This window comes from Paraburkholderia domus, assembly GCF_905220705.1.
GTDB lineage: Bacteria > Pseudomonadota > Gammaproteobacteria > Burkholderiales > Burkholderiaceae > Paraburkholderia > Paraburkholderia domus.
The window spans coordinates 562,534-587,879 of sequence record NZ_CAJNAT010000002.1; the positions used below are offsets into that span (position 1 = coordinate 562,534).

21 protein-coding genes are annotated in these 25,346 nt (G+C 62.8%); 8 read left to right on the forward strand and 13 right to left on the reverse strand.

Going from position 1 to position 25,346, the window contains the following annotated elements:
* Positions 1-38: 38 nt before the first annotated feature.
* From KHO31_RS07655 to KHO31_RS07665, 3 genes are read left to right on the forward strand one after another with little or no spacing between them, the layout of a single operon-like run.
* A complete protein-coding gene (locus KHO31_RS07655; RefSeq protein WP_407945926.1) occupies positions 39-1,529 on the forward strand; it encodes a TolC family protein in 1,491 nt (496 codons plus the stop codon).
* Entirely contained in the window at positions 1,519-2,646 is a 1,128-nt protein-coding gene (locus tag KHO31_RS07660; protein ID WP_211622979.1) for an efflux RND transporter periplasmic adaptor subunit, read from the forward strand. The genes KHO31_RS07655 and KHO31_RS07660 overlap by 11 nt, the downstream gene beginning before the upstream one ends.
* A complete protein-coding gene (locus tag KHO31_RS07665) occupies positions 2,643-5,693 on the forward strand; it encodes an efflux RND transporter permease subunit (RefSeq protein WP_211622981.1) in 3,051 nt (1,016 codons plus the stop codon). Before KHO31_RS07660 ends, KHO31_RS07665 begins: the two co-directional genes overlap by 4 nt.
* Before the next feature lie 680 nt (positions 5,694-6,373).
* Here the strand turns inward: KHO31_RS07665 and hpnK are convergent.
* The 3 genes from hpnK to KHO31_RS07680 are packed head-to-tail and all read right to left on the reverse strand — an operon-like array spanning position 6,374 to position 8,807.
* Positions 6,374-7,201, reverse strand: a complete 828-nt coding sequence (hpnK, locus tag KHO31_RS07670) for a hopanoid biosynthesis-associated protein HpnK (RefSeq protein WP_201084118.1) — start codon at positions 7,199-7,201, stop codon at positions 6,374-6,376.
* Complete coding sequence (gene hpnI, locus KHO31_RS07675) at positions 7,191-8,453, reverse strand: bacteriohopanetetrol glucosamine biosynthesis glycosyltransferase HpnI (RefSeq protein ID WP_201084117.1); 1,263 nt, start codon at positions 8,451-8,453, stop codon at positions 7,191-7,193. Before hpnI (KHO31_RS07675) ends, hpnK begins: the two co-directional genes overlap by 11 nt.
* Before the next feature lie 12 nt (positions 8,454-8,465).
* Positions 8,466-8,807, reverse strand: a complete 342-nt coding sequence (locus tag KHO31_RS07680) for a hypothetical protein (RefSeq protein ID WP_201084116.1) — start codon at positions 8,805-8,807, stop codon at positions 8,466-8,468.
* Between the two features lie 365 nt (positions 8,808-9,172).
* On the opposite strand from KHO31_RS07680, the gene KHO31_RS07685 reads away from it, so the two are divergent.
* Positions 9,173-9,832 (forward strand): response regulator, encoded by a 660-nt coding sequence (locus KHO31_RS07685; protein WP_201084115.1) that lies wholly within the window; start codon positions 9,173-9,175, stop codon positions 9,830-9,832.
* Positions 9,832-11,232 carry an ATP-binding protein gene (locus KHO31_RS07690; RefSeq protein ID WP_211622983.1) on the forward strand — a complete coding sequence of 467 codons (1,401 nt, stop codon included), beginning with the start codon at positions 9,832-9,834 and terminating at the stop codon, positions 11,230-11,232. Before KHO31_RS07685 ends, KHO31_RS07690 begins: the two co-directional genes overlap by 1 nt.
* Positions 11,233-11,320: 88 nt before the next feature.
* Here the strand turns inward: KHO31_RS07690 and KHO31_RS07695 are convergent, their stop codons facing one another.
* The 4 genes from KHO31_RS07695 to KHO31_RS07710 form a co-directional block, all read right to left on the reverse strand.
* Entirely contained in the window at positions 11,321-12,352 is a 1,032-nt protein-coding gene (locus tag KHO31_RS07695) for a flippase-like domain-containing protein (protein ID WP_201084143.1), read from the reverse strand.
* Positions 12,353-12,432: 80 nt separating this feature from the next.
* Positions 12,433-13,617, reverse strand: a complete 1,185-nt coding sequence (gene hpnI / locus KHO31_RS07700; RefSeq protein WP_201124083.1) for a bacteriohopanetetrol glucosamine biosynthesis glycosyltransferase HpnI — start codon at positions 13,615-13,617, stop codon at positions 12,433-12,435.
* The gene (hpnJ, locus tag KHO31_RS07705; RefSeq protein WP_201084112.1) at positions 13,614-15,035 is read right to left on the reverse strand and encodes a hopanoid biosynthesis associated radical SAM protein HpnJ; all 1,422 of its coding nucleotides are present in this window, start codon (positions 15,033-15,035) and stop codon (positions 13,614-13,616) included. The genes hpnI (KHO31_RS07700) and hpnJ overlap by 4 nt, the downstream gene beginning before the upstream one ends.
* 375 nt (positions 15,036-15,410) lie before the next feature.
* Positions 15,411-15,614 carry a cold-shock protein gene (locus KHO31_RS07710; RefSeq protein ID WP_007181784.1) on the reverse strand — a complete coding sequence of 68 codons (204 nt, stop codon included), beginning with the start codon at positions 15,612-15,614 and terminating at the stop codon, positions 15,411-15,413.
* A gap of 374 nt (positions 15,615-15,988) precedes the next feature.
* Between KHO31_RS07710 and KHO31_RS07715 the strand changes: the two genes are divergently transcribed.
* Positions 15,989-17,434 (forward strand): NAD-dependent succinate-semialdehyde dehydrogenase, encoded by a 1,446-nt coding sequence (locus tag KHO31_RS07715; protein WP_211623007.1) that lies wholly within the window; start codon positions 15,989-15,991, stop codon positions 17,432-17,434.
* Positions 17,435-17,642: 208 nt separating this feature from the next.
* A complete protein-coding gene (locus KHO31_RS07720) occupies positions 17,643-18,242 on the forward strand; it encodes a GNAT family N-acetyltransferase (RefSeq protein ID WP_201084358.1) in 600 nt (199 codons plus the stop codon).
* 64 nt (positions 18,243-18,306) lie between these two features.
* Here the strand turns inward: KHO31_RS07720 and kdgT are convergent, their stop codons facing one another.
* The gene (gene kdgT, locus KHO31_RS07725) at positions 18,307-19,329 is read right to left on the reverse strand and encodes a 2-keto-3-deoxygluconate transporter (protein WP_201087107.1); all 1,023 of its coding nucleotides are present in this window, start codon (positions 19,327-19,329) and stop codon (positions 18,307-18,309) included.
* Positions 19,330-19,641: 312 nt separating this feature from the next.
* On the opposite strand from kdgT, the gene kdgR reads away from it, so the two are divergent.
* Positions 19,642-20,526 (forward strand): DNA-binding transcriptional regulator KdgR, encoded by an 885-nt coding sequence (gene kdgR / locus KHO31_RS07730; RefSeq protein ID WP_201087108.1) that lies wholly within the window; start codon positions 19,642-19,644, stop codon positions 20,524-20,526.
* A 141-nt stretch (positions 20,527-20,667) separates the two neighbouring features.
* Here kdgR and KHO31_RS07735 read toward each other — a convergent pair whose 3' ends face one another.
* From KHO31_RS07735 to KHO31_RS07755, 5 genes are all read right to left on the reverse strand, one after another.
* The gene (locus KHO31_RS07735) at positions 20,668-21,489 is read right to left on the reverse strand and encodes an ABC transporter ATP-binding protein (protein WP_201087109.1); all 822 of its coding nucleotides are present in this window, start codon (positions 21,487-21,489) and stop codon (positions 20,668-20,670) included.
* A 70-nt stretch (positions 21,490-21,559) separates the two neighbouring features.
* Positions 21,560-21,988 carry a protein TolR gene (tolR, locus tag KHO31_RS07740; protein ID WP_201087110.1) on the reverse strand — a complete coding sequence of 143 codons (429 nt, stop codon included), beginning with the start codon at positions 21,986-21,988 and terminating at the stop codon, positions 21,560-21,562.
* Position 21,989: 1 nt separating this feature from the next.
* Positions 21,990-22,805, reverse strand: coding sequence for a MotA/TolQ/ExbB proton channel family protein (locus KHO31_RS07745; protein WP_201084353.1), 816 nt, complete (start codon positions 22,803-22,805; stop codon positions 21,990-21,992).
* A gap of 43 nt (positions 22,806-22,848) precedes the next feature.
* Positions 22,849-23,652 carry an energy transducer TonB gene (locus KHO31_RS07750; protein ID WP_201087111.1) on the reverse strand — a complete coding sequence of 268 codons (804 nt, stop codon included), beginning with the start codon at positions 23,650-23,652 and terminating at the stop codon, positions 22,849-22,851.
* A gap of 52 nt (positions 23,653-23,704) precedes the next feature.
* Positions 23,705-25,342, reverse strand: coding sequence for an arylsulfatase (locus tag KHO31_RS07755; protein WP_201087112.1), 1,638 nt, complete (start codon positions 25,340-25,342; stop codon positions 23,705-23,707).
* Positions 25,343-25,346 lie beyond the last annotated feature (4 nt).

Genomic DNA, 25,346 nt, shown 5'->3' on the forward strand with positions numbered 1-25,346 from the left:
CGCTCGCGGCTGTCCCATCTTTGTTCAGGAGCCGGATTTTGCCTGTTTTCAACGCCGCCACAGCAGCTATCTCCACGGCTACCTCGGCAGCGAGGCGCCCGGCCAGCCTGGCCGCCGTGCTCGCCGCCAAATCGGCGGCTGCTCCTGCGGCACGGTTGCGCGTACTCGTGCCCCTCTGCGCGATGCTGCTAGGCGGATGCACGTGGTATCACCGCGAACCGCTTGCGCCGCAGGATACGTCGACCTCGGTCCACTCACTCGAGCGCATCCAGATCGATCCGTCCACCATGCCGCTGCCCGAACTGGCCGCGCATCGCTTCGATCCGTCCGACGGACTCGACATCGACGAAGTCGCGATGCTTGCAGTAGCGAACAATCCCGACCTGAAGCTGGCCCGCGACGATCTCGGCATCGCCCGGGCTCAGGCTTACTCGGCTGGACTTCTGCCCGACCCACAACTGAGTGTGTCGAGCGATTACCCGGGCGCGGCCGGCACCACGCGCGCGTTCAATTATGGTCTGAGCATCGACGTGATGGCGATCGTGCTGCGCAGCGCGAACAAGCAATCGGCCGACGCGACGGTGGCCAAAACCGATCTTGGCCTGCTGTGGCAGGAATGGCAGATCGTCGCGCAGGCACGGCAGTTGTTCATCAAGACACGCTTCCAGCAGGACACGCTGCCACTGCTGCAACAGCAGCGTGACCTCGCGCGCACGCGCTACGAGCGCATGGCCGAAGCGCATCGCGACGGCAATCTCACCGCCGACACGCTGACCGCAGCGCTCACCGCATACAGCGATGCGCGCAAGCAGTACACGGACGCCGAACGCGCCGCGGAACAGACACATCACGATCTGAACGCACTGCTCGGCCTCTCACCTGAAGTGCAACTGCAACTCGCCGGCAGCGAAGACACGACCGAACTGCCCGACGCGACGCTCGATGCAGCGCTCGCCAAACTCGCGCAGCGCCGTCCGGACCTGATCGCACTGCAAGCGGGCTACGAAGCGCAGGAGCAGAAATACCGCGCGGCGATTCTCAGCCAGTTCCCGAGCCTCTCGGTAGGTTTCGTGCGCGCGCGAGACACCTCGAACATCTACACCAGCGGCTTCCAGATCAATCTGAGCCTGCCGATCTTCAACCGCAATCAAGGCAACGTCGCGATCGAAAAAGCGACACGTCAGCGCCTGCGCGACGAGTATCAGTCGCGCCTGAATCAGGCTTATGCCGATGTCGCCCATATGCGTGCGGACAGCGTGATTCTCACGCGGCAGTTGCAGCAGACCGAAGCCGCGCTGCCCGATGTCGACCTCGCCGCGCAGCATGCGGCTGCGGCCTACGCGCAGCACAATCTCGTGCTCGGCGCATACACCGATGCACAAAGCGCCGCGCTCACCAAGCGTGTCGACGTCGCCACACTGCGCGAATCGCTCGCCGAACAACGCGTCGGCTTGCAGGCGCTGCTCGGCAGCGCGATCCCCGACGCCTTTTCCTCCGCTCAGACCTTCACCGAAACTCATGCGAAATAATCCACTTTCGGCGCAGCGGCTACGTATCGCCTCTTATGCGATGTCCCTTGCCTGCGCTGCGCTGATGAGCGCCGGCGTCCATGCGGCCGGCGCTGCCAGTGCTTCCACCGGCGACGATGCGGCCGACCAATCCGTCGTATCCGTGCAGACCGTGCGGGTGCAGCGCGGCATCATTGCGCAGCCGGTGCGTGCATATGGCATCGTCGCGGCGTCCGCGTCGAACCTGACTACGGTTAATCTGCCGTACCTCGCACGTATCGTGCAGATGCGCGTGCAGGCCGGCCAGAGTGTGACGCGCGGCACGCCGCTGTTTGTCGTGCAAGCTGACCCTGCCGCAGTGCTCGCCGCCAACCAGGCAAAAAGCGCCGTGACGCTCGCGCAAGGCGAACTGACGCGCACGCAATCGCTATACGACAAAGGGCTCGCCACGCAATCGCAACTCGCCACCGCCCGCAAAGCCGTCGAGGACGCACAGCAGGCGCTCGCCGCGCAAAACCAGACGGGGGTGGCGAACGGCAACAAAGTCATCGCGGCACCAATCGACGGCGTGGTTCTACAGGTATCGGCGGCACAGGGCGATCAGGTGCAGCCTGGCGTCGCAATCCTGCAACTGGCCGGCGGCAATGGCCGTGACGCACGGGCGAACGTCGCGCTCGGCGTCGAGCCGTCGGACGTTCCCGCCATCCATGCTGGCGACACGGTTACGTTGCACGGCCTGTCCACCTCGCTCGCGAAGGCCGCGGCGGACGGCCGCGTGGTGCTGGTCGGGGCATCGGTCGATCAGCAAAGCCAGCTCGTCAATGTTGGCGCGAACGTCCCGCTCGGACAGAGCGCGTTCATTCCAGGCACGCGTGTCAGCGCCGATATCGCGACTCGCAGCGGCACGCATTGGGTCGTGCCGCGTGCCGCCGTCCTGAAAGACGACAAAGGCGCGTACGTCTTCCAGATCACGCCGCAAAACAAGGCGCACCGCGTGGCGGTGGTCACACAGGTCGAGAACGGCGACCGCTACGGCGTGGACGGCCCGATAGACGGCACGCAAGGCCTCGTTGTCAGCGGCAACTATGAGTTGAAGGACGGCATGGCGGTGCGCGCCAGCGGAGGCGCGCCGCGATGAATTTTGGTCAATGGATGCAGAAGCACCGGCGCTCGCTGCTGTTCGTGATCGCGTTGCTGGCGATCGCCGGCGCGCTGACTGCGTTTCGCCTGCCGATCTCGCTGTTCCCGAACGTCGCGTTTCCGCGCGCCGTCGTCTCGCTCGACGCGGGCGACCGCCCCGCCGAACAGATGGCCACGCTCGTCACGATGCCGGTCGAAGAGGCACTGCGGCGCGTGCCGAACGTACGCGACGTCGAATCGACCACGAGCCGCGGTTCGGCGGAAATCTCGATCAATTTCGACTGGGGCACCGACATGGCGCAAGCCACGTTGCAGGCGCAGTCGGCCATCAGCGAGATTCTCGCGACGCTCCCACAGGGCACCTCGATGCAGGTGCGGCGCATGGACCCGACTGTGTTCCCCGTGCTCGCGTATAGCCTGACGTCGAAACAGCAGTCGTTGTCGGCGTTACACGATCTCGCGCAATTCCAGATGCGGCCGTTGCTGTCTTCGGTGGAAGGCGTGGCGCGCGTCGAGGTGACGGGTGGCGCGCAGGACGAACTTGAAGTCGCGATCGATCCGGCACGCCTCGCCGCCTACAAGATCTCGCTCCCGGACGTGTCGAAAGCGATCGGCGCGAGCAACGTACTGATGGCCACTGGCCGCATCGAGGATCACTACAAGTTGTACCTCGTGATTGCCAACAGCACGATCACGCAACTCGACGACCTGCGCAACGTGGTGGTGTCGACCAACGGCGCGACGCAAATCCGCCTCGGCGACATCGCGACAGTCCACCAGGGTGTCGTGCCGCAATGGATGCGCGTGACGGCCGACGGCCAGGACGCCGTGCTGCTCAACGTCTACCAGCAGCCCGGTGCGAATAGCGTGGCGATGGCCAAGGCGATCCGCGCGAAGCTCGCCGACTTCCAGCATCAGATGCCGGCGGGCGTACATCTCTCGAACTGGTACGACCAGAGCGAACTGGTGATCGCCTCGGCGACCAGCGTGCGCGACGCGATCATGATCGGCGTCGTGCTGGCCGCGTTCACGCTGTTCGCGTTCCTGCGCAACTGGAAGATCACCGTGATTGCCGTCGCGCTGGTGCCTGTCGTGATGGCCGCGACGATTCTGTTGCTCGACGTGTTCGGCATGGGTTTCAACATCATGACGCTCGGCGGGATGGCCGCCGCGGTCGGACTCGTGATCGACGACGCCATCGTGATGATCGAACACATCGTGCGACGTATGCGCGAAGGCGGTGCCCACAAGTTCCACGGCCGCGTGATGGCGGCGGCGCTCGAATTCACACGACCGCTTGCCGGTTCGTCGGCGGCGACGCTGATCATTTTCGTGCCGCTCGCGTTTCTATCGGGCGTGACGGGCGCGTTCTTCAAGGCGCTCTCGGTGACGATGGCAAGCGCCCTGTTCATTTCATTTCTCGTCACGTGGCTCGCCGTGCCGATTCTGTGCGACCGCTGGCTGAAGCCCAAAGACGCCGAGGAGCACAAGGAAACCCGCTTCGCTTCTGGGATGAACCGGCGCTACGGCTATCTGATCGAGCACGGGACGGCACGCCCGATTCTCGTGCTGCTCGGCTTGCTGCCGCTGATCGTGGTGGCCGCGTTCGCCTTCACGCGAGTGGGCAGCGGTTTCATGCCGAGCATGGACGAAGGCGGTTTCGTACTCGACTATCACACCGATCCTGGCACGTCCGTGACCGAAACCGATCGATTGATGAAGCAGATCGAGGGCATCATCCGCGCGAATCCGAATGTCGCGACTTACTCGCGCCGCACCGGCGCGGGTCTCGGCGGCGATCTGAACGAACCGAACAAGGGTGACTTCTTCGTGCGGTTGAAATCGAGCGGCCGCGAGCCGATCGAAACGGTGATGGAAGAGATCCGCTCGAAGATCGAGACGCAGGTGCCGGGCGTGAACATCGAGCTTGCGCAACTGATGGAAGACCTGATCGGTGACCTGACCGCGGTGCCGCAACCGGTCCAGATCAAGATCTACTCCGACGACCAGAACACGCTCGATACCACCGCGCGCAAGGTCGCCGCGCAGATCGGCAAGATCCAGGGCGTGGTGGACGTCAACGACGGCATCAACCCGGCGGGCGACGCACTCGAACTGCACATCCGCCCTGAGGCCGCGGCGGCCGAGGGCATGGACCCACAGTCGATTGCGCAGGCCGTTTCCGACATGGTGGAAGGCAACGTTGCGACGCAATTCCAGACTGGTCCGAAGACGGTAGGCGTGCGGGTACGCGTGGCCGGCGCACTGAAGCTAACCGATACGCAACTGGGGCAGTTGCAGATTCGCGCACCGGACGGCCATCTGTTCGCGTTGAATCGTGTTGCCGATCAGGTGACGGTGACCGGTCAGCCGGAAATCAGCCGCGACAACCTCAAGCGGATGGTGGCCGTGACCGCGCGAATCGACGGCCGCGATCTGGGCTCGACGATCGCGGACGTGCAGAAGACGCTGAGTGACAAGAGCTTGTTGCCGACTGGCGTGTATTACGAGTTGGGCGGTTTGTACCAGCAACAGCAGATTGCCTTCAAGGGGTTGTTGACCGTGTTCGGTGCTGCGATTGCGTTGGTGTTTGGGTTGCTGCTGTTTCTGTATGAACGCTTCCGCGTTGCGCTGGCGGTGATGGCGATGCCGTTGCTGGCCGCGGGCGCGGTGTTCATAGGCTTGTGGCTGACCGGCATCGAGTTGAACATCTCCGCGATGATGGGGATGACGATGATTATCGGTATCGTGACTGAGGTGGCGATTTTTTATGTATCGGAGTTGCAGGGGCTGATTCGGGATGAAGGTATTGAGTTTGAGGAAGCGCTGATCGCGGCTGGGAGAAATCGGTTGCGGCCGATTGCCATGACGACTGTTGCAGCGATCCTGGCGCTGATGCCGTTGGCTTTTGCCCTCGGGCAAGGGGCGGCTATGCAGCAGCCTTTGGCGGTTGCCATTATTTCTGGGTTGATTGTGCAGTTGCCATTGGTGTTGTTGCTGTTGCCTGTGGTGTTGAAGGTGTTGATGAAGAGGGAGGCTATATAAAGGTTGGGTTTTTGCTTGCGCGGCGCTTTGTCTGTGTCCTTACGGTGTTGGCCTTTCCTTGATTTGTTAGTGGTTTATTAGCGTTGCCCCTGTGCGGGGCGGCACCTACTTCTCTTTGCTGCTGCAAAGAGAAGTAGGCAAGAGAAAGCAGCTCACACCGCCAATTCTTAAGCGGGTCTCCCGCACAGCCACGGAAGTGGTGCATCTGGATCCGTGCCCTCGCACATTCAGCGCTAGTGACCAAGGGCTCATCAGCGCCCACTCCGCACTGCGTGCGTCGCGGATGGGTCTGCGTGGGAAACCCGGGGCTTCGGTTGCGCGTGGCGGGAGCCATCAGCTTCGCCTCGGCGAAGTGCCGAATGAAGCGCGAGTACAAAACGTGGTGGTCGGTTTTATGGAGTACGCTTCGGCGCGCGCAGCGCCGCCGGAAGTATGAATGCCTTGTCACTCGCGCTGAATGTGCGAGGACACCGATTCCAGATGCACCACGATCCCCTCCAAGCCAAGGGACCCACTTATGAGCTGGCGGTTTGAGCTGCTTTCTCTTGCCTACTTCTCTTTGCAGCAGCAAAGAGAAGTAGGTGCCGCCCCGCACAGGGGCAACGCTAATAAACCACTAACAAATCAAGGAAAGGCCAACACCGTAAGGACGCAGACAAAGCGCCGCGCAGGCAAAAAACTCAACCCCTCAGTACATCCCCAAACCCGCCCACCCGGGCACCCAAATCCCGAATAGCATCAGCGACCCGAGGCGACAAGAGCGCCTCCAACTCATCAGCATGCCGATACTCCCGCATCCCGTGACTCAAAACCCGATCACCGGCAAAAGCAGGATGACAATAAATCTCCCCCACGCCAGTGGGCAAATCGGCAAGCGCAGCAAGCCACGCCGCCTCATCCATCCGCCCACTTTTAGCAATCCCAACAACATAATCGTTATGCACGATCCCAGCCCGATCCAGTCTCGCCCGCACCCGTGAGATCCACGGCCGCAACCACAGCGGCGCGTTAATCTCGAACGGCAAACGCATCGCCCGCATCCCATACTCGCGGCCAATCTCCAGAATCAACCCAAGCACCGTCGGATGCAAATGGAAATGCTTGTGCGTGTTGACGTGATCGAGCGTCAACCCCGTCCTCGCAAACGCCTCGAACTGCGCGCGAATCTCGCGCGCCAGCTGTTTGCGAACATGCGGCAAAAAGAAAAACCGCACGCCGTCCCGTACCATGTTGTCGCCAAAGCGGCCATGCTCGTCGAGCAATGCGGAAATCCCGGCGCGCGGCGTCACCGCGTCGCCGTCGGCAAGCACCAGATGCAGGCCGACCCGCAGCTCCGGAAGTGTCCGAGCACGCCCCACCGCGTCTGCTGCGGCAGGCGCGCCGATCATCAGGCTCGCGGCCGTCAACACGCCGTGCCGGTGCGCCTGCTCGACCGCCAGATTCACCCGCGAATGCAGGCCGAAATCGTCAGCAGTGACGATCAGCCCACGTCGTGGCTTAGCCGCCATCCGAAGTCTCCATGACATCCATCACACCCAAGGCCGCATCCTGCCTAGCCGCCGCAGAGGCCACAACCGGCATGCGCGCGCCACGCCACACCACATGCGAGCCGAACGCGCCCGCGATCCATTGAAATGCCAGCAAGGTATCGCGCAATGGCACGAGCGGCAAGTCACGCCAGAACGTGCGCTCATGACGCGCGGAACGCAGATGCAGCAGCATACGCGCGGCAAAACAGGCCGCCGTGCTCGCGCCGCTCGCCAGGGCGGCCCACAGGTGCGCGCCGTCGAACGGACCTTCAGCGAGGCCGGCGGTGAGCCATGCGCCGGCAACGAGCCACGGCGTCGGGAACGTGATGAACAGAAACGCAAAGCCAAGCGGGTTCAGCGAGCGGATCGTGCGCAGCCAGCGCGTTTCACGTTGCCACAAGGCGGAAAAAGTCGGCTCGATGACATCGGTGGCCACCATTACGCGCGAAAGCACCGTGCGAAGGCCGAGCGCGCGCACGTGTTCGGCGAGCCAGTAGTCGTCCGCGAGACAGTTTTTCAACGCGTCGAAACCGCCGATGCGCTCGAGCGTGGCGCGGCGCAAAGCGAGGGTCGCGCCGAAACCGAAGCGGCGCGATCCCGCGGCATGCGCGACGCGCACTGAGGGAGCGAACCACTCGTTGATAAAGAGCGCACCAACCCGCGGCCAGAAACCGCCGATGCTTTGCGCGACATAGAGACAGGTCACCACCCCCACGCGCGGATCGGCGAGCGGCGCCGCCACGGTGTCGAGATAATCGGCTTCGACTGCGATGTCGCTATCGGCAATCACGATGACGTCATGGCGCGCCCGCTCCGCCATGTTGATCAGATTGCTGACCTTGAGATTGCTGCCGTGCACGCGCGTATCGACCGCTAGCTCGATGTCGTGCATCGGATAGGCGGCCTGCAAACGGCGCACCACGGCAATCGCGGGATCGTCCGGAGAAGACACCCCGAGCACGAGTTGGAAATACCCGTGGCGCTGGTCGCAAAAGGTTCTGAGATTCTCATAGAGACGCGGCTCGGCGCCGCATAGCGGTTTGAGCACGCTGACGCCGACTTTCGCAAAAGGAGGCAGAGGATGCGGAGCCCGGACGGCAACACTCGCGCCACTCCCGCGGCGCACCGCGAAGAACGGCATCGCTACTGCAGCCACGATTGCATAGAGCGAAGCCGAGACGCAACCGGATAGCAGGATCCATTGGCATGCTGTCAATGCGTGTGCCGCCATCGCCTGCGTCCGTCAGTGCCCGACCAGCACGAACGGTCTGCCCGTAAAGCGTAAATGCAGAACGACGAACCAGCGCCGCGGACAATCCGCTTCAATCAGAAAGGGCCGACCGGCACGCGTTGCGTGGTGGTCCTGAATAGCGAGGTCGAAAGCGGCGTGCGCGATCTGGCGCATCACGATCACGCCGCTCACGATCAGCGCGAGCGCAAGGAGCTGAAAGCGTGTGGAACTGAAGACCTGCTGCGAAACCGGCAGGACCAGGAGTGCCAGGAATGCAAGCACTTCGGTACCCATGGCCGTAAGCGAAGCCGCCATCAGATGGGCTCGCAGCATGTCGACGGTGAGAGGCTTCATGGCGTGATCTCGTGGCCTGAAGAAACGCACGGCGACGTGCAGCGGCGCGATTTGCGGGGAAAAGCGCTGGCAAAAGCGCCGGCAAAAAGGCGCCGACATAAGCGCCGGCCGTACATTCGATCGATGTGCTTACGGTTAAGTTGCAATGCGCTGACAACTCAACGTAGTTTAGCGTGCTCATGTCGGGCACGCGACAGTAACCAGTTCAGGGGCGATAGTAGCGATTCTAACTGAAGGAAACCTTAAGGAAGAAAGAGGTATAAAGCGTGTCATGAACATGACCGCTACACTGCGGGAATGCGGCTTGGCGCTTACTTAAAAGCAGTCGCCGCTATGCAATAGACATCAAACGGAACCTCTCCCCTATGCGCGTACTCCTGGTAGAAGACGACGACCTGATCGGCTGCGGCATTGAAGCGGGACTGCGTCAAGCGGGTTTCACGGTCGATTGGGCACGTGACGGTCACAAAGCCAGTCTCGCGCTCGACACCACCGCGTATGCGCTGGTATTGCTCGATCTCGGCTTACCCAAGGTATCGGGTATGGAGCTGCTGAAACGGCTGCGCGACGCCGGCAAGGACGTGCCGGTGCTCGTGCTGACAGCCAAGGGCACGGTAGTGGACCGCGTCGGCGGTCTGGAAGCCGGCGCCGACGACTACCTCGGCAAGCCCTTCGATCTGACCGAGCTGATTGCCCGTTGCCGGGCCTTGCTACGTCGCGCGCAAGGGCGCAGCGTCGAAGTGATCCGCTATCAGGATCTGACGGTCAATCCCGCCGCGCAAACCGTCGAAGTCGGCAGTACACGCGTGCCCCTCACCTCGCGTGAATGGGCGATCCTGATGCAGTTGCTGACCAATCAGGGCATTCCCCAGTCGCGCTCGCGCCTCGAAGAGAGTTTGTATGGATGGCAGGAAGAAATCGAAAGTAATGCGATCGAGGTCCATGTGTCCAATCTGCGCAAAAAACTCGGCGCCAAACTGATCAGAACTGTGCGCAATATTGGCTACGTGGTAGAGAAAGCGTAATGTCGGCATCGATACGCCGCCGCCTGATGCTGCTGGTCCTGACCAGCATCGTGCTGATCTGGGGCATCGCGCTGATATCGAGCTATCGTCAGGCCACGCGCGAAGTCGGTGAATGGGAAGAGGCGCGCCTCGCGGAGCTCACGCAAATCCTCGCGCAGCTCGACCAACGCAATCTGACCACGCTGGCCAATGCGCGTATCGATGTGCGCGAAGAAGAAAAAGGTGGCGAACCCGGCGCGAACGACAGCGACGACGACGATTCCTTGCCGCGCGACGCGCTATTCCAGGTGCGCAGCGCGAACGGCGACGTGCTGGCCGGCAGCCCGCAATTGCACACGCTAAAAGCGTGGGATCTGCCCGTACCGTCCACGAGCGGCTCGCAAGACATCATGTTGGGCGGTCAACTGTGGCACTCGTTCACCTTGCGCGATACCTCGCCTGGCCACACGGTGCGCGTGTTCGAACCAGCCAATACCCGCAGCGACCTGGTGAGCGGTGTTGCCAGCCGGATCGCCCGCCCCACGCTGGTCGCACTGCCGGTGCTGGCGCTGCTGGTGTGGTTCAGCATCGGCTGGAGTCTGGCGCCGCTCAAGGTCCTCTCCGGCGCTATTCGAGGGCGTGACATCAACCGGCTGGAACCGGTCGACATCGGCCATGCGCCGACCGAGGTGAGGCCCCTCGTCGACGCGATCAATCTGGTGCTGTCCCGCTTGCGGAATTCCATCGAGCGCGAACGCGCATTCACCGCCGATGCCGCCCATGAACTGAAGACGCCGCTTGCGGCCATCAAGGTCCAGGCGCAGGTCGCATTGGCCGAACCGGACACGGCGTTACAGCGCATTGCAATGGAACGCGTGGTGCAAGGCGTCGATCGCAGCGCGCGGCTCGCAGAGCAGTTGCTGCTGCTCGCGCGTCTGGATGTGCACGAAAGACTCTCCTCCGCGCCGCTTAAGCCCGCGGCAGTGGCGAAGGACGCGCTACTTGCCAACGAACGCAATGCGCAGCAGAAGAACATTCACGTCACGCTCACCGGCGACATGCGCGCCGAGATCAATGCAGAGCCCGTACTCATCGGCATCCTGCTCGACAACCTGCTTGACAATGCAATCAAGTATGGGCACGCCGGCGGCCGCATCGAAGTAGCTGTACAGCGTGAATTCGGCCGGGTGCAGCTTACCGTGCGAGACGATGGCCCCGGCGTCGCGCCCAGCGATCTCGCGCGCCTGACGAACCGGTTCTTCCGCGCGACCGGCAATCACGCCACCGGCAGCGGGCTCGGCCTTTCGATCGTGGCGCGGATCGCCGAGCATTTCGGAGCAAACCTGCGGCTCGGCACGGGCATCGGCGAGCAAGGCCTCGCGGTGGAAGTGTCGTTTCCTGCTTATTCGGAAGCTGAGTGAGGGTGTTGCTGAGGATATCTACGAGGCCGCCGGAACGGCGATTGCCGCGTCTGCCTGACGAGGGAAGTGTCCCGCCCTCGCGCCCGTACTAGCGCTGGCTAGCTTCGCCCACGACCGTCCGCCCTGCCCGCTCCGCCCGTTCTACGCGCTTAGGCTCGCGATTCGACGACTCGGCAAACTGCCACGCAATGAGTCCGGGCACGAAGATCAGCAGATCACGAATGCGCCGCGCGCCGGCGAGCGCGAGGCAGATCGAAGGATCGAGACCCAGCGCACCGCCGATCAGAATGAAACCGCCCTCCTGCACACCCAGACCGCCCGGCACGAAGAAAGCCGCACTGCTGATTGCCTGGATCAGCGATTCGATCACCACCGCTTCGACCAGCGTGACATGAACGCCGAGAAAGTACAGCGCGAGCCAGATCTCCAGCGAGGTCAGGACGCATTGCAGCGGTTGCCAGAAGAACAGATAGCGCAGCACCGCGCCACGCCGGCGCCAGATCAGCTTGATGGCCTGGTCGATCTGCGCCGATTGTCCGACGAGCGCGGAGAGCTTGCCGCTCGTTATACGGTTCAGCACGCGCGTGATGCGCTCGAACGGGCTGGCATGCTGCACGAGAGCGAACAGCACCAGCAGCGGCGTGAGCACCACCACGCCCCACGCCAGTTGCCCGGCAAGCCGCAGCGTGTCGGAGTGCGCATGGGCGAACAGGAAACCGATGCCGACCATCGTGAACAGCAACTGGCTGATCACCGTGAGCTGCATATCGACGATGATGCTGCCGACCGCCGTAGACGGCCGCACGCCCCAGCGCTTGAGCATCCGGAACGACACCACCTCGCCGCCGATACGCGCCACCGGCAACATGCTATTGACGGATTCGCGGACCCAGACCAGATGCAGCATATTGGCGATGCTCGGCCGGTTCGCGCCGCGAATCAGCGAGCGCCAGTCGCAGGCATTGGCGATCATCGGCAGCACGTGCGCGATCGCCGCAAGAAAGAGGCCGGCACCCGCGGCACGCAGTGCGCCGAGCACGGCGCCGGGATTGTCCTGCCAGACCAGCCATAGTGACACCAGCAAGCCAGCAAGTGCGGCGACGCGGCCGAGATGCTTCATCACGCGACCACCCTTCGCGCGTGCATCAAGCCCGCCGCCTTGTCTTCGCCACTACCGTCCAGATACTCGCGCATCATTGCTTACCCAACCTGCTGTTCATCCGTCATTCCGTCCTGTGCCGCCGACAACAGGCCGTCGCCATCCACCTTGAAACTGAAACCGCGCCAGATCACGCGCGAGGATCGGAAGCTCGCCACAAAAATCAAAAACGATACGATATCCCATAACGGCAACAGCCACAGGTCCCGGTGCGCCTGCTGCAATGCGCGATCGGACAGCAGTTTCAGCACGAGCCGGGCGCATACGGCGACCAGCGCGAGCGGCCACGACCACAGCGCACCGCCCGAGAAGACGATGGCGAGCACGGCAAAAGCAAGCGGATGAATCAGCGCCGAGCCGAGATGGCCGAGCGGATCGATGCTGCGAATCGTGCGGCTCCAGCGCAGTTCGTGCGCGATCAGTTGCGTCGCGCTCGATTCCACGCAGGCATGCGAGATCGTGAACGGCGGAATCACCACCTCCTCGCCGATCATGCGCACGGCTTCGCCGATTGCATGGTCCTCGGCCAGATGCTTCACGAACGGTGTGAAGCCGCCGATTTTTTCGAGGGTGTCGCGCCGCATCACGATGGTCTGCCCAAAGCAGGGACGCGCAAGACCGAGCGCAAGCCCCGTCACGACGCCGGGCAGGAACTGGTAGTTGGTGGCTTTTGCCGACATGCGCGGCCAGAAACCGGGATCGGGCGCACCGCGATATACGCAAGTGACGAGACCGACGCCTGGCTTCTGCAATTCGCCGATCACATTGCGCAGATAGTCCGGCCCGACGCTCACGTCGCTGTCGGCGAACACCAGCACGTCGTGCCGGGCCTGCGGCAGCATATTGAGGATGTTGCTGATCTTGCGGTTCGGACCGTACAGGCGCGCATCCGCGACCACCGTGATGTCCGCTTCCGGATGCAAGCGCCGCAGATCCTCGACGGTTTGCAAGGCGGGGTCGGCTGAATCGTGCACGCCGAACAGGAATTGCACAGGGCCCGGATAGTCCTGTTGACAGAAGCTCGAGAGGTTTGTGAGCAACGCCCACTCGTTGCCGTGCAACGGTTTGACAATCGTGACAGGCGGAAAACTGGTCGGCTCGGACACCGCTCTCGCGAAGAACCGGCCGATCAGGGCACCCGCCAGGACCGTGTAGGCGACGCCGAAAACCGCACTCGCCGCACACGCATAGGCAAGCGTGACGGCGAGCAGATGCAAGGCGCTCACGCTTGGTGAGCGCGCAGGAAGCGGAAGAATTCGATGCCTTCACGCAGGCGCCGTTTCATCATGTCCCAACTCGTGAGCATCTCGCGCAGAATTTCCCAGATTTTCGACGGACGGAAATAGAAGCGCTTATAGAAGTTTTCGAGCTGGTGGTAGATCTCGTCACGCGACAGATGTGGATAACCGATCGCCGCGAGCTGCACCCCTGACTTGCTGACGAGGTTGATGACCTTGTTCTCTTCCAGCCAGCCGTTCTCGACCGCCTGGTTGTAGAGCGTCGTGCCGGGATACGGCGCGGCGAGCGACACCTGGATCGTATGCGGATTGATTTCTTTCGCGTACTCAATGGTCTTCTGGATCGTGTCCTGCGTCTCGCCAGGCAGCCCCAGAATGAACGTGCCATGGATCTTGATGCCGAGCTTGCGGCAATCTTCACTGAAACGACGTGCGATGTCGGTGCGCAGACCCTTCTTGATGTTCAACAGAATCTGGTCGTCGCCGGACTCGTAGCCCACCAGCAGCAGGCGCAGGCCGTTTTCCTTCATGATCTTCAGCGTCGCGTACGGCACGTTCGCCTTCGCGTTGCACGACCACGTCACGCCCAGCTTGCCGAGACCACGAGCAATTTCCTCGACGCGCGGCTTGAAGTCGGTGAAGGTGTCGTCGTCGAACATGATCTCCTTGACTTCAGGCATGTTGTCGCGGATCCACTTCACTTCTTCCAGCACGTTCTCGGTCGAACGCGTGCGGTAGCGATGCCCGCCCACCGTTTGCGGCCACAGGCAGAAGGTGCATTTCGAGCGGCAGCCGCGGCCCGTGTAGATCGACACGTACGGGTGCTTCAGATAGCCGATGAAATAGTTGTCGATCTTCAGATCGCGCTTGTAGACGGGCGCCACGAACGGCAGCTCGTCCATGTTCTCCAGGATCGGGCGCGCTTCGTTGTGCTCGATCGAGCCGTCGGCGGCACGATAGCTGAGGCCTTTGATCCCGGCGAACGGCTTGCCCTCGGCGACTTCCTGGCAGGTGAAGTCGAATTCTTCGCGGCAGACGAAATCGATCGCCTCGCTCGCGGTCAGCGAATTGTGCGGGTCGACCGCCACCTTCGCGCCGACCATGCCGATCAGCACCGAAGGCTTGCGCTTCTTCAGGTCTTCGGCAAACAGGGCGTCGGTGGGAAAGGACGGTGTACTGGTGTGGATAATCACCAGATCGTATTGCTGCGCTATATCGAGCGATGCTTCGACGGACAGGCCGTCAGCAGGGGCGTCGAGTACTCGGCTATCGGGGATGAGTGCCGCGGGCTGCGCGAGCCACGTCGGATACCAGAACGAGCGAACTTCACGCTTGGCCTGGTAGCGCGAACCCGCGCCACCGTCAAAGCCGTCGTACGACGGCGCCTGCAAGAACAGGGTTTTCATGGATGCTCCAGCAAGCCTTTGGTCGGCGCTTTCAGTTTTCTGTCGGAAAACTATCGGAACTATTGCCCGCGGGAAAGCCTGCGGGCACAGGGAATCGCGCAAATATTACGGAGCAAAGCTGAAGGAAACCTTAAGGAAAATACTCCTGGCCGTGTTGTTCTACGTGGTTAATCCTGAGCTTCGCCTCGCGCGCATCCGTATTCTATAGGCGAAACAAACGACAATCACCGTGCCGCTGCATGTCAGTGCGCAAACTGTCACGAATCGCGCGTAACGAGACTCGCGTTTCGCGTACTGAAGGCGAATGAATCGCCGGTACCGCACGAAAAACTTCTGCCGGTCCGCACACCTGTGCTGGCGGACCGGCCACTGCTGTCACACCGGCTTGATATCCGCCGCCTGCTTGCCCTTCGGTCCTTGCTTGATTTCGAAGCTGACCTTCTGGTTTTCCTGCAGCGATTTGAAACCTTCGCTGCGAATTTCCGAGAAATGGGCAAACAGATCCTCGCCACCGTCGTCTGGTGTGATAAAGCCAAAGCCCTTTGCGTCATTGAACCACTTCACTGTACCGGTTGGCATCTCGATTCCTCGCTTGCACCTTGGTTGATTGGGTTGCATTCGCCGTTTTTCGCCTGCTGCTTTCGATCATTGCCTTGAGTGCCCATTTTGCCCACTCGCGACATCATCCACTGCGGCTAGCTCCTGCCGGTTCCTGCTACTGCTGCTTGACTTTACGCCTGTTTGCGCGGCGCCGCTCAGGCGGTTGTTTCTCCGCCGCGGCAAGCGGAGCAGCAAAGCCCATGCCCCGCACCATCCGTGGGCGCACCGCCGATGCGATCGCGCGCAATCAGATAAGATGTTTGTTATCGGCAGTCCATCCTTGGCCGCGCAGGGTCAGCCCAATGCATCACGACCGCGCGACCTATCGTTTTCCCCACTTACAGGAACCCAGCATGGCCACCTCGAGCTATACCGATACCCGACTTCTGATTAACGGCGAATGGTGCGACGCTGCGAGCGGCAAAACCCTCGACGTCATCAATCCTGCCACCGGCAAAGCCATCGGCAAGGTAGCCCATGCTGGCATTGCCGATCTGGACCGGGCGCTGGCCGCCGCGCAGCGCGGCTTCGAAGCCTGGCGCAAGATTCCGGCCAACGAACGCGCGACGACCATGCGCAAAGCCGCCGCGCTGGTGCGCGAGCGCGCTTCGGACATCGCCCGCCTGATGGTGCAGGAACAGGGCAAGCCGTTCGCCGAGGCACGCGTCGAAGTGCTGTCCGCGGCGGACATCATCGAGTGGTTCGCCGACGAAGGCCGCCGCGTCTACGGCCGGATCGTGCCGCCGCGCAATCTGGCGGTTCAGCAAACCGTGCTCAAGGAACCGATCGGCCCGGTGGCGGCCTTCACGCCGTGGAATTTCCCGGTCAATCAGGTCGTGCGCAAGCTGAGCGCGGCGCTCGCGTGCGGCTGCTCGTTCCTCGTCAAGGCGCCGGAGGAAACCCCGGCGTCGCCGGCGGCGCTGTTGCAGGCGTTCGTCGAAGCCGGCGTGCCGGCCGGTACGGTCGGCCTCGTGTTCGGCGATCCGGCGGAGATTTCCAGCTACCTGATTGCGCATCCGGTGATCCGCAAGGTCACGTTCACCGGCTCGACGCCGGTCGGCAAGCAACTGGCCGCGCTGGCCGGCACGCACATGAAGCGCGCGACGATGGAGTTGGGCGGTCATGCGCCTGTCATCGTGGCTGAAGATGCCGACGTGGCGCTGGCCATCAAGGCCGCGGGCGCCGCAAAGTTCCGCAATGCGGGCCAGGTCTGCATCTCGCCGACACGCTTTCTGGTGCATAACAGCATCCGCGAAGAATTCGCCGCCGCGCTCGTCAAGCACGCTGAAGGCCTCAAGCTCGGCGACGGCCTGACGGAAGGCACGACCCTGGGGCCGCTCGCCAACGCCCGCCGTCTCACCGCGATGAGCAAGGTGCTCGACGACGCGCGCAAGACCGGCGCGAAGGTCGAGACAGGCGGCGAACGCGTGGGTTCGGAAGGCAACTTCTTTGCACCGACCGTCCTGACCAACGTGTCGCTCGAGTCGGACGTATTCAACAACGAGCCGTTCGGCCCGATCGCCGCGATCCGCGGTTTCGACACGCTCGAAGAAGCGATCGCTGAGGCAAACCGTCTGCCGTTTGGTCTCGCCGGTTATGCGTTCACGAAGTCGTTCCGTAACGTGCATCTGCTGTCGCAACAGATGGAAGTCGGCATGCTGTGGATTAACCAGCCTGCTGCGCCCTGGCCGGAAATGCCGTTTGGCGGCGTGAAGGATTCGGGCTACGGGTCGGAAGGGGGGCCGGAGGCGATGGAAGGCTATCTGGTGACCAAGGCGGTTTCGGTCATGGCGGTTTAAGACGCCGAAGGCCGTCGGGGTTTGAGGGCGAGGTTTCTGGCCTCGCCTGCCTGTTTGATCCGTGTGCCAGGTCCGCGAGCGCTCGTTCGCGGACCTTTTTTATTGCAACTTGGCCCGTCGGGTTGCCCGTTGATCCGCCGCTCATTCGCTTCGTTCAGATCGTTCTTCGCTTTATGATGTCCGGTCGTGCAACGAATGCCGCTTCACTATGAACGACACCTCCCCTCGCCTCATGCAACCCACACTAATCGGACAAGCCGTCGAACTGCGGCCGCTTCAGCAGGAACACGCCCAGGCGCTGCTCGAGGCCGCCGCGGACGGGCAGTTGTGGAACATGAAGCTGACCGTGGTGCCGGGGCCTGAGACCGTCGGCAGCTATATTGCAAGCGCGCTCGACGGGCGCGCGGCCGGCACCGTGATGCCGTTTGTGATCGTGCGGCGCGATACCGGTGCGATTGTCGGCAGCACGCGCTTCTGGAAGATCGACCAGGTGAACCGGAAGCTGGAAATCGGTCACACGTGGTTGGGCGAATCGGTGCAACGCTCGCGCGTGAATACCGAGGCGAAGTACCTTCTGCTGAGTCATGCGTTCGAAGCGATGCAGTGTGTGCGTGTGCAATTCACCACGGACGAGCTCAACGAGAAATCAAGAGCGGCGATTCTGCGGATCGGCGCGAAACAGGAAGGGATTGTCCGGCACGAGCGGATCATGCCGGATGGGCGTAAGCGCAACTCGGTGCGCTTTAGCATCATCGATGAGGAGTGGGCGGAGGTGAAGGCGATGTTGGAGGGGAAACTCGGGCGGTGAGACCCGCCTCACGTAACGCTCGTCACTCGCCGATCAACCGCACACGCCCCCTCCCCACGCTCGATCAAACGTGCACATCCCGCTCGCTAAGCGGCTGCGGTGGCGTCGTTGCCGCCGCAAACTCCTCGCGTAGCGCGTCACGCGCTTGATGCCGACGCACCCATAACGCGGTAAGAATCGGCACAAGAACCGCCGTCACGAGACACGCGGTCGCGACCATCGCCGTCGCAGCCGGCACCAGCGGCTTGAAGCGCGGAATCATCTCGCCGATGATCGCCGGGTTCGCCACCGCGGCCCCCGCCGTCGACGAAGCCGCGAGCCCCGCCGCCCCATTACCACCCGCGATCCAGCGGTCCGCGAGGATCAGCGGAATGCCCGTCACGACGATCACCCCGAGGCCCAGTACGATGCCCGGCAAGCCGCTCGTGACGATGACATTCAGATCGATGCCGTTGCCGAGCGCAAAGCCGAAAAACGGAATCAGCGGATGCACGCAGCGGCCAAAGAACTCGCGCAACTCGCTATCGAGATTACCCAGCGCGAAGCCGATCAGGAATGGCAGCACCGCGCCGACGAAAAGCCGTGGTTCGAAGAAGGCGACACCGGTCGCGCCGAGGATGATCATGCTGACGAGCGGCCCCGATTCGATCGACATCAGGACGAAAGCGCCCGCCTCCTCCTTGCTGCCGTATTGCTGCATCACCGCCGCATAGAGACCGCCGTTGGTCATGTCCATCGACGTCGTGATCGCGAGCACCGAGAGGCCGGCGAACAGGCCCGCCTTGACGCCGTCGATCGGAATGAAGTGCGATGCGACCAGCGTAGCGATCCACGCCACTACCATTTTGGTCACGAGCAGCGTGCCCGACTTACGCAGCACGACGCCGGTTGCCCGCAGGTCGATCGTCGCGCCCATGCAGAAGAACCACACCGCCAGAATCGGCACAGTGCCGGTAATCAATCCATTGGTGAACGAACCGAGGTATTTCCCGCCGCCCAGCGCAAACGTGTGGACACAAGCGCCGAGCAGTAACGGCACCAGCATCAGGCCGCCTGGAATGCGGTCGATGGCCTTCTTGAGCTTCATGCCTCCTCCGTGGACTTTGCGTCCAGTTGTCGGGTGGATCACCCGGGATGATGTCCCGTTCTTGCGCCGGGCGACTCCCTTTCGGCGCAATATAGCACCGAGATAGGAACGCCGTTCCGCTTCTTATAAGCTTCCTGCCGATCGTTTACCCTCGCATTATTCAAAGCCATCGTCAGCATTGATGCGGCAGTGCAATATTTTCGGACTGGTGTTCCACATTCTGGATTCTGCGCTACAGTCGAGAACAAACCGATGCCGCAATACCGCGCGGGTTGTAATCGGATTGGCATCAGTCAACAGGGAATGACGGAAATGGCAGCAATGGGCAAGCAGCGCAGGGACGACGACGTCGCGCAGTTGCAAGACGCGGACAGCACGGGCGGCGGAGCCAATGACCGAAGTGAATCTGCTTCGTCGATCGGCAGGGTCTTCGCGATTCTCGGCGCAATCGGCGACAGTGGGCAGATCGGCATCAGCGAGTTGTCGCAGCGGCTCGGCATGTCGAAGACCACCGTACACCGGGTGATCCAGACGCTGAAAGCGCTCGGCTATGTAACGCAGGAAGTCGAAACCGAGCGCTACCGGCTGACGATCCGCCTGTTCGAACTCGGTGCGAAGGCACTGGAGAGCGTCGATCTCGTGCGCGAGGCCGACGTCGAGATGCGCCGCATCGGCCAGGCGACTCGCGAGGCGGTTCACCTCGGCGCGTTCGACGAAGATGCGATCATCTACATCCACAAGATCGATGCCGATTACGGGCTGCGTATGCAATCGCGAATCGGCCGCCGCAATCCACTGCACAGCACGGCGATCGGCAAGGTGCTGCTCGCGTGGATGGACTCGGCTGAAGCGCGCGAAGTCCTCTCGCACGTGGAATTTCGCAAGTCGACGCAAAAGTCGCTCGCCTCCGCCGATGCCGTGCTAAGCATCCTGCCGCGCGTGCGCGAGCAAGGCTACGGCGAGGACAACGAGGAGCAGGAGGAAGGGCTGCAGTGTCTTGCGGTGCCGGTGTTCGACCGCTTCGGCCGCGTGATCGCCGGCCTGTCAATTTCGTTCCCGACAATGCGTTGTGGCGCAGACACGAAATCGCACTACGTCGCGCTACTCAAGCAATCGGGGCTCGCCATCTCGACGCGGCTCGGCTATCGCGAAGCGACAGCGCCGGAGCATGCAACTGTCGAGCAGGGCTCAGCTTAAAACACGAAAGCGCCACAAAGGGCGCCTCAATCAGGCGCCCATCGCTCTCTCACGCAGGCCGGCGCAATCTGCGATTCGCCATGCCGCGCAGCGCACACCGTCTGCCAACGCAAAGCGGCCCGAACACATCATCGGGCACATTCACCAGGCAAAGCTCCCCAACTCGATTTCCCGAACCGGCGCATGCAACCTGGCGTGCCCCGCTTCATCGCCCAGCAGCGCCTCAGTAATCGTCTCGCGATACACATGGAAATCGTAGCTCGAACGGCTGCGTGGCCGCGGCAGCGCGATCTGCACGACGCTCGCGATCGTGCCCGGCCGGGCTTTCATCACCACCACGCGATCGGCGAGAAACACCGCCTCATCGACATCGTGCGTCACCAGCACCGTCGTGATGCGCTCACGTTCGCGAATCCGCAATAGTTCATCCTGCATCTGATGACGCGTCAGGGCGTCGAGCGCGCCGAACGGTTCATCGAGCGTGAGGATGCGGGGACTTGCCACCAGACCTCGCGCAATCGCCACACGCTGCGCCATGCCGCCTGACAGTTGATGCGGCAGCGCGTCCTCGAAGCCTTGCAGACCGACCAGGCGAACCGCTTCCGCCACCCGCGACCGCAGCGTTTCTTCCGGCACATGCTGCGCGGCAAGACCGAGCGCAACGTTGCGTGTCACCGAGAGCCAGGGAAACAGCCGATGCTCCTGAAACACGATCCCACGCTCGGCGCCGATGCCCCGCACCGGCGCACCGTCGACCAGAATCTCGCCATCGAAGCCTGCGTCCAGGCCGACCAGCAGCCGCAACAAGGTCGACTTGCCGCAACCGCTGGCGCCGACGATCGCCACAAACTCTCCTTCGGCGATATCGAGCGAAAAATCACGAATCGCCTCGTAGGCGCGGCCATTGACGTCGAAAGTCCGGCCGACGTGCCGGAACGAAACCACCGGTTGCGGATGACTCATCACAGACCCTCGCGAAGCGTTTTCATGAACCAGCTTGCTGCCCATTCCCTTGCCCACCCTATTGCCCAACTCATTGCGCGCCGGCCGGCTCGGACACCAGCGCGATTTTCGTGAAACCGGCTTCGTTGATTTCCCCCATCGCCTGCAGCACGTTCCCGTACGGCAGACCTTTATCGCCGCGAATCTCGACGCGCCTTTCATGATCGCCCGACGTTTCGCGCGTCAGCGTACCGACGAGTTGCGCGCCGCTCACCTGGGTTTTATCGACATACACCGACCCGTCGCGCTTCAGACTGATCGCCACCGGCGGCTTGTCTTCGCTGAGCGGTTTAGCCTTGGCAGTGGGCAGATCGACTTTCACGCCCTGCGCCATCAGCGGCGCGGCCACCATGAAAACGATCAGGAGTACGAGCATCACGTCGACGAGCGGCGTCACGTTGATCTCGCTGACCGGCGCGGCGATGCGTCCGGCTTGCGCGGCTGGAATGCGGGCAGCCATTTCAAGCACCTCCGGTGACGGTGCGAACGGCGGCGTGCAATTCGGGGCGTGTGTGCTTCTCGTGAACCGCATGCTCAGGCGTATGGTCGCTCGAAGCATGCTCGGCATCCACGACAAAATCTCCCGCTTCCAGTTGCCTCGACAACTGCACTTCGACGAGACCCGTCAACGTATCGAGCCGGTTCGCATATGCGTTCAGATCGCCCGACGCGCGGTTGTACGCCACCACCGCAGGAATCGCGGCGACCAACCCGAGCGCGGTGGCGAACAGCGCTTCCGCAATCCCCGGCGCGACCACCGCAAGACTGGTGTTATTGCTCGCGGCGATCCCCTGAAACGCGTTGATGATCCCCCACACCGTGCCGAACAGGCCGACGAACGGTGCGACCGAACCGACTGTCGCGAGTACCGGCAACCCGCGTTGCAGTTGCTCGATTTCGACGCCGCGTGTAATCAGCGCGACCCGCGCGACGCGCTCCTTTAGGCTCTCGCGGCCCGACTCGCTGTGTTGCAAGCCTTGCCGCCAGGTTTCGCGCCACTCGCCGACCACCGCACGGTAGACGCGTGCAAACGGATCGTCGGCGAATTCGCCGAGCGCGCTCGCGAGTTGCGCAAGCGAGCGCTGCGTCTGCAATAGCGCAAGCCAGCGCGCGGCGCGCCGCTGCAACGCACGAAAGCGAAACAGCTTGTCGACGATCACGCCCCAGCTCGCCACCGACGCCAGCGCGAGCAGCACCATGATGGATTTGACGATCAGATCCGCTTGCGCGAACAACTGCAGCGGCGAGAGATGAGCAGCAACATTGGCAGGGTTCATGGCAGTTCTCCAGAATGCATCACAAGATGAAGATGAAGCAGGATCAATCGGTCAGTTGATAAACGATCGTGCCGGCGAGGCGGTACGCACTTGCGCCGAGATCGGGCGGTTTTGGAAACGGCGCTGCGGATTTGATCGCTTCGCGGGCGGCGTCGTCGAGCAGATCGCTGCCCGAGGGCGTGATGTCCAGATGCATGACATGTCCTTCCGCATCGAGCGTGAGCTTGTACGCAATGCGGCCTTCCTCGTGACGCAGACGCGCGGCACGGGGATAACTGTCCGCGGCATAGCGGTTGATACGCTCGAATACTCTCGCGACGTAGTCGCTCGGGATGCCGTTGGTGTCGATCACGCGCGGCTTCGGCGGAGTCGAAGCCTCAGTGGCGGCAGCGGGCGCAGAAGGTGCCGCAACGGGTTGTGCGACGCTGGGCGGCGTATTCGCGATTGCCGACGCCGCGGCCGGTGTGGGCACCGCATGCGTGGCCGGCGTACTGACCGGCGCCGCGTGGGTCACCGGACTCGCATGCTGCGGCTGGGGCGCTGCCGGCCTCACCCGTTGCAGCGGCGGCGTCGGCTTGAGCGGCTGCGGTGGCGTCACAGGCTGCGCAGGTTGAGGCGTCACCAACGGCTGCGGAATCTCAGGCCGCGCCAGCGTCAACTCGATGGTGCGCGCCCGCGGCGGCGGTTCCGGTGCGTGTGACCACACCAGATACAGCGCGGCAAACAGCGCACCGTGCAGTGCCACCGACACCGCCGTGCCGGTCCGCACGTGACGACGCCTCGCACCACCGTGCTCGTCGGCGAATGACGCCCCAAGCGCGGGTTCGTACAACATTGATGTGCTCACGTGGGACTCCTCCTAAGCAGTAGCTGCAAGCGCAGCCATCATCGTCAGGTGCTCACCCGAACACACGGGCGACTTCCTGCACGCCGTTCTCCACGACATACGCCTGCCAGTGGTCGAGCAACGCAGCGAGTTTTTTAGGTTCATCACCGGCACGATCGCGGGTCTCGCCAGGGTCTTGCGCGAGGTCGTAGAGTTGCCACGCGCCCGGCCCGACCGGCTGCGGAATGAACACGGCTTTCCAGTCGCCCTGCCGCACCGCGCGCATACCGAACAACTCCCAACCTGTTACGCGATGCGCGTCATGTACGGCGTCTGACGTGCGATTCAGATACGGCAGCAGCGACGCGCCCTTCGGCTGCGCGACCGTGCGGCCTTTATATGTGCGGCCCGGATGCTTCACGCCCGCGAGTTCGAGCACGGTCGGCACAACGTCCATCACGGTGGAAAACGCGTCGCCGATCTCGCCCTGGCGCGCGAGCGCCGGATAGTGCGCGAACGCGACCACGCGAATCCCGCCTTCAGTCGTGAACGCCTTATAGAGCCGCGACGGCGCAGTCGCCGCCTGGGCCCAGCGCGGTCCATACCAGACATACGAATTGCCACGCCCGACGTTGGGCAGGCTGTTGTCGTAGTGGTCGCTGATGAACTGCTGCAGGTTCGGACCGAACACCGGCAGCGCTTCAAGCAAGGCGCCTTCCGCGCCGTTGTCCGACAGGAACAGGACGAAGGTGTTGTCGAGTTCGCCCGTCGCTTTCAGATACTCGATGACGCGGCCCACATTCCAGTCCAGACGTTCGACCATCCCCGCATAGACTTCCATCGTGCGTGCCGAGAAAGCCCGTTCGTCGTCGGTGAGTTGATCCCATTCGGCATTGCGCGCGACCACCGGATGCGCTTCAACGTTCTCGCCGAGCAAGCCGAGCGCGCGCTGTTTGGCGAGACGTTCCTCGCGCAGCGCATCGGGACCGGCCTCATAACGGCCGCGATACTTCTCGACGGTTTCGGCCGGCGCCTGCAACGGCCAGTGCGGCGCGGAAAACGGCAGATAGGCGAAGAACGGCCGGCCGTCGTCGGGACGTTCGTCAAGGTAGTGCAGCAGCTTGTCCGTGAACGAGTCGGAGGAATAGAAATCTTCCGGCAGTTCGTCGACGAAATGGTCGTCCTCGACGTACAGCGAGCGCGTCGATCGATGCAGACGCGGTTGCTCGGCATCGATCGCGACTGGCTCAAAACCGTAGTGATTCGCCGCACCCGGCAGCAGCGCGAACGAACGCTCGAAACCGCGCGCCGACGGAGCGCGCTCCAGCGTCAAGCCAAGATGCCATTTTCCGGCCATCGTCGTGAAGTAGCCGGCATCGCGCAGCAGTTCAGGCAACGCAACCACGCGGTCGTTCAGATAGCCTTCGTAACCCGGCTTGCCCGCGAGTTCCGGCGACAACGCCTCAGCCATCGTGCCGATTCCCGCGATGTGATGATCGGTGCCGGTGAGCAGCATCGACCGGGTCGGCGAGCAGGCCGATGCCGTGTGGAAGTCCGTGAAGCGCACACCTGCGTGTGCCAGCGCGTCGAGGTTGGGCGTCGCGATCTCGCCGCCGAAGGCGCCGAGATCGGAGAAGCCGAGATCGTCCGCAACGATCACGAGAAAATTGGGGCGCTTCGATGATGTGCGCGCTGCCGGATCAGAAGACATGGTG

What these genes read in the sequence shown, in the direction of transcription:
- KHO31_RS07660 (WP_211622979.1), top strand. Translation starts at nt 1,519, where the DNA reads ATGCGAAATAATCCACTTTCGGCGCAGCGGCTACGTATCGCCTCTTAT.
- KHO31_RS07665 (WP_211622981.1), top strand. Translation starts at nt 2,643, where the DNA reads ATGAATTTTGGTCAATGGATGCAGAAGCACCGGCGCTCGCTGCTGTTC.
- hpnK (WP_201084118.1), bottom strand. Translation starts at nt 7,201, where the DNA reads ATGGCGGCTAAGCCACGACGTGGGCTGATCGTCACTGCTGACGATTTC.
- hpnI (WP_201084117.1), bottom strand. Translation starts at nt 8,453, where the DNA reads ATGGCGGCACACGCATTGACAGCATGCCAATGGATCCTGCTATCCGGT.
- KHO31_RS07680 (WP_201084116.1), bottom strand. Translation starts at nt 8,807, where the DNA reads ATGAAGCCTCTCACCGTCGACATGCTGCGAGCCCATCTGATGGCGGCT.
- KHO31_RS07685 (WP_201084115.1), top strand. Translation starts at nt 9,173, where the DNA reads ATGCGCGTACTCCTGGTAGAAGACGACGACCTGATCGGCTGCGGCATT.
- KHO31_RS07690 (WP_211622983.1), top strand. Translation starts at nt 9,832, where the DNA reads ATGTCGGCATCGATACGCCGCCGCCTGATGCTGCTGGTCCTGACCAGC.
- KHO31_RS07695 (WP_201084143.1), bottom strand. Translation starts at nt 12,352, where the DNA reads ATGAAGCATCTCGGCCGCGTCGCCGCACTTGCTGGCTTGCTGGTGTCA.
- hpnJ (WP_201084112.1), bottom strand. Translation starts at nt 15,035, where the DNA reads ATGAAAACCCTGTTCTTGCAGGCGCCGTCGTACGACGGCTTTGACGGT.
- KHO31_RS07710 (WP_007181784.1), bottom strand. Translation starts at nt 15,614, where the DNA reads ATGCCAACCGGTACAGTGAAGTGGTTCAATGACGCAAAGGGCTTTGGC.
- KHO31_RS07715 (WP_211623007.1), top strand. Translation starts at nt 15,989, where the DNA reads ATGGCCACCTCGAGCTATACCGATACCCGACTTCTGATTAACGGCGAA.
- KHO31_RS07720 (WP_201084358.1), top strand. Translation starts at nt 17,643, where the DNA reads ATGAACGACACCTCCCCTCGCCTCATGCAACCCACACTAATCGGACAA.
- kdgT (WP_201087107.1), bottom strand. Translation starts at nt 19,329, where the DNA reads ATGAAGCTCAAGAAGGCCATCGACCGCATTCCAGGCGGCCTGATGCTG.
- kdgR (WP_201087108.1), top strand. Translation starts at nt 19,642, where the DNA reads ATGGCAGCAATGGGCAAGCAGCGCAGGGACGACGACGTCGCGCAGTTG.
- KHO31_RS07735 (WP_201087109.1), bottom strand. Translation starts at nt 21,489, where the DNA reads ATGAGTCATCCGCAACCGGTGGTTTCGTTCCGGCACGTCGGCCGGACT.
- tolR (WP_201087110.1), bottom strand. Translation starts at nt 21,988, where the DNA reads ATGGCTGCCCGCATTCCAGCCGCGCAAGCCGGACGCATCGCCGCGCCG.
- KHO31_RS07745 (WP_201084353.1), bottom strand. Translation starts at nt 22,805, where the DNA reads ATGAACCCTGCCAATGTTGCTGCTCATCTCTCGCCGCTGCAGTTGTTC.
- KHO31_RS07755 (WP_201087112.1), bottom strand. Translation starts at nt 25,342, where the DNA reads ATGTCTTCTGATCCGGCAGCGCGCACATCATCGAAGCGCCCCAATTTT.